General features: G+C 63.7%; 7 protein-coding genes and 2 pseudogenes. 2 read left to right on the forward strand and 7 right to left on the reverse strand.

Going from position 1 to position 9,634, the window contains the following annotated elements; translation table 11 throughout:
• Positions 1–108 precede the first annotated feature (108 nt).
• From B4383_RS06960 to B4383_RS06980, 5 genes are all read right to left on the reverse strand, one after another.
• Entirely contained in the window at positions 109–1,587 is a 1,479-nt protein-coding gene (locus tag B4383_RS06960) for an ATP-binding protein (RefSeq protein ID WP_078290315.1), read from the reverse strand.
• 1 nt (position 1,588) lies between these two features.
• On the reverse strand, positions 1,589–2,293 hold the full coding sequence (locus tag B4383_RS06965) for a response regulator transcription factor (RefSeq protein WP_078290314.1): 705 nt from the start codon (positions 2,291–2,293) through the stop codon (positions 1,589–1,591).
• A gap of 222 nt (positions 2,294–2,515) precedes the next feature.
• Positions 2,516–3,385, reverse strand: coding sequence for a 3-hydroxybutyryl-CoA dehydrogenase (locus B4383_RS06970; RefSeq protein WP_078290313.1), 870 nt, complete (start codon positions 3,383–3,385; stop codon positions 2,516–2,518).
• Between the two features lie 155 nt (positions 3,386–3,540).
• Entirely contained in the window at positions 3,541–4,833 is a 1,293-nt protein-coding gene (aceA, locus tag B4383_RS06975) for an isocitrate lyase (RefSeq protein ID WP_078290312.1), read from the reverse strand.
• 283 nt (positions 4,834–5,116) lie between these two features.
• The gene (locus B4383_RS06980; RefSeq protein ID WP_078290383.1) at positions 5,117–5,899 is read right to left on the reverse strand and encodes an acyl-[acyl-carrier-protein] thioesterase; all 783 of its coding nucleotides are present in this window, start codon (positions 5,897–5,899) and stop codon (positions 5,117–5,119) included.
• A 223-nt stretch (positions 5,900–6,122) separates the two neighbouring features.
• Here B4383_RS06980 and B4383_RS06985 point away from each other — a divergent pair, with 223 nt between their 5' ends.
• The gene (locus tag B4383_RS06985; protein WP_176126559.1) at positions 6,123–7,025 is read left to right on the forward strand and encodes a type II CAAX endopeptidase family protein; all 903 of its coding nucleotides are present in this window, start codon (positions 6,123–6,125) and stop codon (positions 7,023–7,025) included.
• Here the strand turns inward: B4383_RS06985 and B4383_RS06990 are convergent.
• Positions 6,939–7,818, reverse strand: a pseudogene (locus B4383_RS06990) (MFS transporter); the annotation flags it as partial. The gene B4383_RS06985 and the pseudogene B4383_RS06990 sit on opposite strands and share 87 nt — an antisense overlap.
• A gap of 22 nt (positions 7,819–7,840) precedes the next feature.
• On the opposite strand from B4383_RS06990, the pseudogene B4383_RS06995 reads away from it, so the two are divergent.
• Positions 7,841–8,672: pseudogene (locus tag B4383_RS06995) on the forward strand (helix-turn-helix domain-containing protein); the annotation flags it as partial.
• Positions 8,673–8,676: 4 nt separating this feature from the next.
• Here B4383_RS06995 and B4383_RS07000 read toward each other — a convergent pair.
• The gene (locus B4383_RS07000) at positions 8,677–9,480 is read right to left on the reverse strand and encodes a GAP family protein (protein WP_078290310.1); all 804 of its coding nucleotides are present in this window, start codon (positions 9,478–9,480) and stop codon (positions 8,677–8,679) included.
• Between the last annotated feature and the right edge of the window lie 154 nt (positions 9,481–9,634).

Below are 9,634 nucleotides of genomic sequence, written 5' to 3' on the forward strand. Positions count from 1 at the left end.
CACGATGGCCTGTGTATCGGCCGCGATCGCCGCCGTGGCCGCCGCCGCACCTACCCTTGCCGGGACTCGTTCCACTACTGGGGCACTCACCGTTCTGAGGCCCGGATGCTAGGCCATGGCGGCGGGCAGCGTCACTACGAACGCAGTGTCACCCGGTGCACTACGCACGCTGATCGAGCCGTGGTGCGCCTTGACGACGGCCGCCGCGATCGCCAACCCCAGGCCTGTACTGCCGCCCCGGCGTGACCGGGAGGTGTCGCCGCGGGCGAATCGCTCGAAGATCTCCGATTGCTGTCCAGCAGGTATGCCCGGACCGTCGTCGCGCACCGTGAGCCTGAGCTGATCTTCCTCAATCACCAGGCCTACGGTGATCGCTGTTCCCGGCGGAGTGTGAATTCGAGAATTGGACAGCAGATTAGCTATGACCTGATGCAACCGAGCCTGATCGCCGACAAGAACCACGGGCTCATCGGGCAGGTCGATCAACCAATTGTGTTCCGGTGCGGCGATATGCGCGTCACTAACGGCATCGACCGTCAACTGTGAAAGATCCACCGGTGCTTGTTCGAGTGGACGGCCAGAGTCCAGCCTAGCCAACAACAACAGATCGCCGACAAGCTCGGTCATGCGGGCGGCCTCTGACGCCACCCGACCCATCGCATGGGCCACGTCGGCCGGCACCTGATCACTGTTGCGTTGCGCCAGTTCGGTGTAACCGCTGATCGCTGCCAACGGAGTGCGCAGCTCGTGGCTTGCGTCGGCGACGAACTGGCGCACGCGGGTCTCACTTGCGTGCCGCGCTGACAGCGCGTCCGCGATCCGTTCGAGCATGCGGTTCAAGGCCGTGCCAAGTTTGCCTATCTCCGTATGCACTTGGGCAGGAGACACCGAAACGATGGGCGAGGGCAGATTGACCTCACCTCGCTCCAAGGGCATGTCCGCCACCATGAGTGCCGCGCCGGCCACATCCGACAGGGGCGCCAGTTGGCGACGCACGACAACAATACCGGCGACGACGGCGGCGGTCAGCGCCACTGCACCCACCACACAGAAGATCGCGAAGAGTGACAGCAGGGTGCTGTCCACCCCGGAGGCCGGTAATCCGGTGACGATTGCCGTTCCGTCCTCTGCGATCGCACGAGTGAGTCGATACCTGCCCAGGCCATCCAGCTCCACGGTGGTGCATCCGTCCTCGCCGACCGTGGACAACTGCCGGGATGCGGTTTCCGTAAGCCTTTGTCGAGCACCAGTTATGGTGATCACAGCAGCCTCGGCCGCTCGTCCGTCTCTGAGGACGGCGCCCACCGTTCCCGTGGATTGGCCAGGCGCGTCCAGGAAGATCGGGCCCGGTCCAGCCAGCCGCGGGACGCCCGGCATCGGCGGCGGCGGGCCGAGGTCGAACAAGGTCACCGACCTGAAGCTGGCATCACGTACTTGCTCATCAAGCTGTTCAATCAGGAACCGGCTGGTCGCGAGCATGCTCCCCGCGCCGATACCGATACACACGAGGGCCAGTAGCGTGACCTGCACCGCCAGCAGCCGAGCGCGCAACGACCATGCCGATGGCCCGCGAAATTGTAAGACCATGTCAGTGAATAGGTTTCAGGACATACCCGGCACCCCGAAGGGTGTGGATCATCGGCTCACGGCCGGTATCGATCTTCTTACGCAGGTACGACACATACAGCTCGACGATGTTGGACCGACCGCCGAAGTCGTAGCTCCACACGTGATCCAGGATCTGGCCCTTGCTCAGCACCCGTTTGGCATTGCTCATCATGAACCGCAGCAACTCAAACTCTTTAGCCGTCAAGGCAATTGATTCGCCCGCACGACTAACTTCGTGGCTGTCTTCGTCGAGGACAAGGTCGCCGACAATGATCCGCGCGTCGGCCGAATCAGAAGTGATCCCCGTGCGCCTCAACAGCGCTCGCAGGCGCAGTACCACCTCTTCCAAACTGAACGGCTTGGTCACGTAGTCGTCACCGCCCGCCGAAAGTCCGGCGATCCGGTCTTCCACGGCGTCCTTGGCTGTTAGTAGGAGCACGGGCATACCCGGGTACATGGCACGCAACCTGCCCAGCACCTCCAGACCGCTCATGTCCGGCAACATGACGTCCAGCACCACCACATCTGGGGTGAATTCACGGGCGGCGGTGATCGCTGTCATTCCGTCGGCAGCAGTGGCAATGTCCCAACCTTCGTACCGCAATGCCATCGAGATCAGCTCCGCCAGAGATTCTTCGTCATCGACGACAAGCACCCTGATCGCACTTCCGTCGAAGCGGGACATCGGAGGTCCTACACCCGCACGTGAACCCGTTCCACCTGACATGACCACTCACCAATTCTCTCGAACGGGCTATGCATCCCCTATGTGGAAGCTGTGCGCAGACTGTGCGCCCGTCCCTAACCATCAAGCGACGCTATCGCCAAACACTGCGAGGGCACGCCGTGCGCACACAATCGGGCTGAGATTTGTGCGTCCGGCGTGCCCTCGTGCGGTTGGGTGGCTTTACTTGGCCTTGTACTCGTAGAACCCGACACCGCTCTTCTTGCCGAGGCGCCCGGCCTCGACCATCCGGAGCAACAGCGGCGGGGCCGCGTACAGCGGCTCCTTGTATTCGTCGTACATCGAGTCGGCGATGAGCTTCAGGGTGTCGAGACCGACGAGGTCCGACAGCCGCAGCGGGCCCATCGGGTGCGAAAGTCCGGCCACGACAGCCTTGTCGATGTCTTCGACTGTGGCAAAACCGGATTCGGCCATCCGGATGGCCGCCAGCAAGTACGGAACCAGCAGGAAGTTGACCACGAAGCCGGAGCGGTCGGCGGCACGCACGACCTGCTTGCCCAGCACCTCACTCGCGAAGGCCTCCGTGCGCGCGGCCGCGTCGGGCGTAGTCACCAGCGTCGAGATCAGCTCGACGAGCGGCAGCACGGGCACCGGGTTGAAGAAGTGCAGTCCCAGCACGCGCCCCGGGTTTTTGGTTGCGGCAGCGATTTTCATGATCGGGATGCTGGAAGTGTTGGACGCGAGAACCGCGTCGGGATCGGTGATCACCTCGTCGAGCTTGGCGAAGATCGAGGCCTTGATGGACTCGTCCTCGATGACGGCCTCGATGACGAGCTGGCGATCGGAGAAGTCGGCCAGGTCGGTGGTGAACTTCAGGTTGGCGACGGCGGCATCGCGCTCACGCTCGGTGATCTTCCCGGCAGAGACGCCGCGGTCCAGCGACTTGACGATGCGGGCGGACCCCGCCTTCGCAAGCTCCTCGGTGGTCTCGAAGACCAGCACGTCGACACCGGCACGTGCCGATACCTCGGCGATACCCGCACCCATCTGTCCAGCGCCGATAACTCCTACGCGCGTGATTGCATCCGTCATCTTCGTACTACTCCCTGAACATCGTTGTTAGTTTTGGCTTTCCAGCACACAGGCCCCGCCCAACGGGATACGTGGGCGGGGCCTGTGCTGTCAACTCAGTGGGTCACACCGAGAGTCTTGACGTGGGCGCATTGCCCGGCTAAAGCGGGCGTGACTTAGTGGAACTGACCCTCTTCGGTCGAGCCCTTCAGCGCCGCGGTCGAGGTGTTCGGGTCCACCGTGGTGGCGATCCGATCGAAGTAACCGGCGCCGACCTCACGCTGGTGCTTGGTGGCGGTGTAACCACGGGCCTCGGCCGCGAACTCGCGCTCCTGCAGGTCGACGTAGGCCGTCATGCCCTCGCGGGCGTAGCCGTAGGCCAGGTCGAACATCGAGTAGTTGAGCGCGTGGAAGCCCGCCAGGGTGATGAACTGGAACGTGAAGCCCATGGCACCCAGCTCCTTTTGGAACTTGGCGATGGTGGAGTCGTCCAGGGCTTGCTTCCAGTTGAAGGACGGGCTGCAGTTGTAGGACAGCAGCTGGTCCGGGAACTCGGCCTTGACGGCTTCCGCGAACTTGCGGGCGACCGCGAGGTCCGGCACGCCGGTCTCCATCCAGATGAGGTCGGCGTACGGGGCGTAAGCCTTGGCACGCGCGATACAGGGCTCGATGCCCTTCTGCACGTTGTAGAAGCCCTCGGCGGTGCGCTCACCGGTGACGAAGGGCTGGTCACGCTCGTCCACATCGGAGGTGATGAGGGTGGCGGCCTCGGCATCGGTACGCGCGATGACGACGGTCGGGGTGTTCGCGACGTCGGCGGCCAGGCGCGCCGAGGTCAGGGTGCGGACGTGCTGCTGGGTGGGGATCAGCACCTTGCCACCGAGGTGGCCGCACTTCTTCTCGGAGGCCAGCTGGTCTTCCCAGTGGGTACCGGCGGCACCCGCGGCGATCATGGCCTTCTGCAGCTCGTAGACGTTCAGCGCGCCACCGAAGCCGGCCTCGCCGTCGGCGACGATAGGCACCAGCCAGTTGTCGACGCTGGTGTCACCCTCGACACGGGCGATCTCGTCGGCGCGCAGCAGCGCGTTGTTGATGCGGCGAACAACGGCCGGCACCGAGTTGGCCGGGTACAGGCTCTGGTCCGGGTAGGTGTGACCGGAGAGGTTGGCGTCACCGGCGACCTGCCAGCCGGACAGGTAGATGGCCTTGAGGCCGGCACGGACCTGCTGCACGGCCATGTTGCCGGTCAGCGCGCCCAGCGCGTTGATGTAGGAGCCGTCACCCTTGGTGACGCCTTCCCACAGGATTTCCGCGCCACGGCGGGCCAGGGTGTTCTCCTCGACGACGCTGCCCTGCAGCTCCTCGACCTGGGCGGCGGTGTAGTCGCGGGTGATGCCCTTCCAGCGGGGGTTGGTGTCCCAGTCCTGCTGGATTTCGGCCGCGGTGCGCGGCTTTCCGACGTTCGACATTGGTACTCCTTGCTATGACCCTGAGTTACTTGCCCTGACGTTTGGCTGTCGCAGACAGATTGTTAACGCCCAGGCACGTTCACTGCGTTGACTGTTACGACGATGGCACAGACCATATGCGCAGGTCCACCCGTTCCCAATGCCAATTTTCGCTAGGGATTAACGAGCTATTGCTAACCTTGCGAAGCGGCTAATCGTACGCCCGTACTGTTGCTACCGACCGGTAACCAACAATCCCCTGTTCAGAACGCTCGTACTGTTAAACAACCGACGCTGTGTCTAGTTATCGAGCGAATATCGAGGCGAGAGCCTTCACCTCGTCGCCAACGACATATGTGAGCGTTGTAACACTGCGACCGGGGACGCCGAGCTCGGTTCCGTCCTCGTAGACGTTGGTGATGATCTCAAGCTTGTCCCCCAGCGAAACCGCGGAGTCATGTTCGAGGCTCACTCGATAGGGGCCCGACAGCAGGTCGGGATTCCGCGAGAGGTGATCCTCCACGATGCTCCAGTAAACGGAGTTGTTCATGTGGTCGAACAGATCCATATCGGTAAACCGCACCGGGAAGTCCCGGATATCGGTCGCGGTCTCCCGGCTTCCGGGCTTGTTGTAGGGCTTCCACCGCAACCGGTCCACATCCGTGGTGGACGCGACGGTGGCCAGGAAGTCGTCTTCGATACGGGCCGGCCCCTGGGTCTCACGGCTGACGTGAATCCAGAATGCCTCGGACTCCACCAGTCCCCCGTCGCGACCGTCGAGCCGCACCCGCATCTGGCACCACCGATTGGACGTCGCCGAGCACCAACGGCGCAGCCACAGGGCCTCCCGGAACTCAATGGGCTTGATCACGTCGATCATGGTGCGGCGGACGACCCAGTGCGGGTGGGTCTCCTCGGCCTCCACGCCGCGCAGGTGGTCCTGCCCAATGTCCTGGATATGCCGGGCGGCCCCGTCCAGCCGCAAACGCCCGCCGGAGTCGACGTCGGCGATCCGAACGGGCCAACGGCCCTCGTAGACGTGGGGATGCGCATGGGGCACGGGCATCATGTCTTTGTCGAGGCCAATGCTGGCTTCCACACTCACGGGGCGGTCCTTTCGCGAGGCCGCGCCGGCTTCCGGCACGACAGAGAGCGCGTCAGCCGCGCATTCCCGAAAGCCATGGTCCCATAACCGAAACGGGCCAAGCATCGACGGCGTGTCATGGCGCATTCGATTGGCACCCAATCGATCTCACAACGCTCGAGGAATGGCCGCCCACAATCCTCTTGTCGGACCATACGATCGCCTGGTGGTAACCACCCGGCAGGGCCCCGACAGCAGGGTCGCCCGCGCTCTGCTCGCGACCGCCGTTCTGTTGTTCACGATCGCCATCGGCGGGCTCGTGATCACTGGGCACACCGTGGTCAGGTTCTCCTCGGACGAGGCCGCCGAGCCCTATCCGCTGTGGAAGCCGTTGACCTCGTCACTGATCGTGCTGCTGCTCACCCGCCTGGTGCCCGTGCGCCTGCCGGCGATCGACCCGCTCGCCGACATCGGTCCAGAGCGCCTCACCCGCGAAGTGTGGGTGCTGGTGGGTGCCGCCCTCGCGTTCCCCGCCCTCGTCGTCGCGGCAGCGGCGACCGGGATACCGCGGGATGCCGTGTACAGCCCGATCAAGGTGCTGATGTTCCTCGTAGTTCCGCTGCTGGCCTTCCGTATCTTCCGTGGCGGTGTGCCGCAGGAGCCGAAGGCGCGGTGGGCTGCCCGGCTGGACCGCACCCGCCTGCTGGCGCCAATCATCCCGGTTGTCGCATGGATCGTGTTGGCTCGACTCGGCCCCCTCGCACCGCCCGCCATCCCCCTGGCAAGTCTGCCTGATCCCCTCACCATCGCCGTAGCCTCGCTAATCACACTGCTGACGGCGAGCGTGCTCGAGGAAGTGTTCTACCACGGGTACCTGCAGACCCGGCTGGAATCACTGGTTGGCCGTTGGCCGGCCATCGCTACGTCGTCGGTGCTCTTCGCCGCGATGCATATCGCTTCACACGTGCAGGTCAACACAGTGGCAGTCGACCTCGCGACGATCGTGGCCGTCCAAGGAACGTTCGGCGTGATGCAGGGCTATCTATGGAGCCGGTATCGAAACATCTGGGCTCCGATCGCCATTCACATTGCCGTCAACTTGATCTACCTCGACATGCTCATCAGCTGACGATCGCTCGCGCACCGAGAGGCACATCACCGCCGCGATGACGCAGAGCCCGGCGGCGAGCCGGAATGCGTTGTCCTAGTTGCCCTGCTGGTCACGTAGCCATCCAGCACCCGCTGCCGCGATGGCCGCCCCGATCTGATGCGAGGCGAAGACCCCTCCGAACACCACGGGTGTGCGTTCACCAAAATAGTTACGGCACAGCGCAATGGTCGGCGGCACGGTGGCCACCCAATCCAATCCGTAGAAGATGATGAACACCCATGTAGAGGGCTCAGCGCGAGGAGAAAGCAAGGTGGGCAGCATCAGCGAAAGACCGCGCCCAAAGTAGTAGATACCCAACAGAACGCGCGCATCGATCCGGTCGGTGAGCCATCCGGAAAACACCGTCCCCGCGACGTCGAAGACGCCGATCAGTGCCAGCAGGCTTGCGGCCATGGTGGTCGGCATCCCGTGGTCGTGCGCCGCGGGGATGAAGTGGGTGCCGATCAATCCGTTGGTGGTCATTCCGCAGATCGCGAAACTGCCTGCCAGTAACCAGAAGACGGGTTGCCGCGCTCCGATGAGCAGCCCCTTCGAACGCCGCACCGAAACCCCCGGATGCAGCGCCCGATTCGTCGGTCTCTGCACCAAACGGGCCAACTCCCTTATCGGCAGGTCGGTTTCGCATGAACAACACGACCAGCGGAACCACGGATACCGCCGACGCAGCCACCATCACCGAGGCCCACCGCCAGCCATGGGCATCACTCACCACCGCCACCAACGGCAGGCAGATGAGCTGGCCAGTGATGTTCGGCCAGGCCGGTGCCGACCGCTACCACGTCATAACCTGCGGGTTGTCCTGTTCGCCCGTCATGACTACCTCGGGGTATGCGATCACACCACAGGAGGGGACTGCCGCGCTGCACCGTGCCGACACCGTCATCGTCCCCGGTACCCAGTACCCGCCGGCGCGGCTTCGCGGCGAGCTGGCCGAGGACCTCCGCGCCGCGCTCGACACCATCAGGCCGGGTACCCGCATCGTCTACATCTGCATCGGAGCCTTTGTGCTCGGTGCCGCGGGACTGCCCGACGACCGTCGCGCCACCACCCATTGGCACAAGGCGGACGATTTTCGTGGGCTGTACCCACGCGTGGTGCTCGATGAGACGGTCTTGTTCGTCGACGACGGCGACGTTCTGACATCGGCGGGACTGGCCTCGGGAATCGACTTGTGCTTGCACATTATTCGACAAGACCACGACACGGCGGCGGCCAACGATGTGGCCCGGTATTGCGTGGTGCCGCCATGGCGGGAGGGCGCAATTCATCGACCGGCCACTCCCCGAATACACCGGGGATTCAACGGCATCCGCCCGCAGCTGGGCCCTGGAGAACCTCACCGAACCGTTGACGGTGCGGCAATTGGCCGACCATTCCCGGATGAGCGTGCGGACCTTCAATCGACGTTTCCGCGACGAGACCGGCGATTGGATGCGGCAGCAGCGTGTCGAATGCGCCCGGACACTCCTGGAATCACACGATCTTGCCGTGGACGGGGCGGCCCGGCGGTCGGGCCTCGGCTCGGCGGCGAATCTGCGGCACCACCTACGCCGTGGGTTCGGCATGAGTCCCACCCACTACCGAAAAACGTTCCGGGGCAGTTGACCGGCTAGACGATGCCTACACCGGTCAGCACTTGCCAGATCCCGACCACCGCGAAAAGGACGAGCAGCACTACTTGCCGGTGGGCGAGTGCCCAGTTGTGAATCGGTTCGAGTATCGCCTGGGTTCTCGCCGGAGCGATCACGTAGCTGACGAGCGCTACCTCGAAAACGGCAAGCATCGCGAAGACGAAAACAACGGCAGCGAGAACCTGCGTGCCCAGCGCGGTTCCCGACCCGACAACGATGGTGTCGACCAGGAGAACCAGCGGAGGCGGAGGCATGTATCCGATGCCGAGCACCAGCGCGACCCACAGCGCACCGTTCTCCCAGGCACCCTTGCCATGATGGAAAAGGCGTCGAAACTTCGCCACCACCACGGCGACCGCACCCCTGATGCGGCCAACCGACGGGGGTTCGGCCGTCGGAGTCTCCGGATCTAGTACCAAAACCGACGAATCCCCACCCGCGCCGGCGGCCACAGGCTGATTCTCTCGCTTACGCGACCGAAGACGCACCGCGATGACAACGGCCAGCGCGATGCACAGCACGCCGGTTCCCAGTTGGAGCGGCTTGACGGACGAGCCCGGGTCCGCGGTCGCAAGGTTCTTCGCGAAAGACGCGAAACTCGGCACCATATGCAAGGCGAAAAGCGCGATCACAAAGGACGGCACATTCACCATCAGCGCGCCAACCCAGAAGGCCAAGAGGTTTTGCACCGGCCGAGGCCGCGAGATGACCACCAAAATCAGGCCGAGCAGCACCGGATTGAGTGACATCAAAAATGCCAACCCCAATAGTTCGCGCCACATATCGATAACCCTACTCTGTTTGCTCACGAATGGCAGCGCCAGCCGAAATACTTCGAATTGCGCTGGCTACATTGACGAGAAGGCTGATCATTCCGACAGAAGGCAGCTCAAAAAACTTAGCCATCATGAAACAGCTTGCGTTGCGACCCCGACC

The sequence above is a fragment of the Mycobacterium sp. D16R24 genome, assembly GCF_002013385.1.
In the GTDB taxonomy this organism is placed as follows: Bacteria; Actinomycetota; Actinomycetes; order Mycobacteriales; family Mycobacteriaceae; genus Mycobacterium.

Bases quoted from the DNA above. Each gene is read 5' to 3' on its own strand.
- B4383_RS06970 (WP_078290313.1), bottom strand. From the start codon at position 3,385: ATGACGGATGCAATCACGCGCGTAGGAGTTATCGGCGCTGGACAGATG.
- B4383_RS06965 (WP_078290314.1), bottom strand. From the start codon at position 2,293: ATGTCCCGCTTCGACGGAAGTGCGATCAGGGTGCTTGTCGTCGATGAC.
- aceA (WP_078290312.1), bottom strand. From the start codon at position 4,833: ATGTCGAACGTCGGAAAGCCGCGCACCGCGGCCGAAATCCAGCAGGAC.
- B4383_RS07000 (WP_078290310.1), bottom strand. From the start codon at position 9,480: ATGTGGCGCGAACTATTGGGGTTGGCATTTTTGATGTCACTCAATCCG.
- B4383_RS06960 (WP_078290315.1), bottom strand. From the start codon at position 1,587: ATGGTCTTACAATTTCGCGGGCCATCGGCATGGTCGTTGCGCGCTCGG.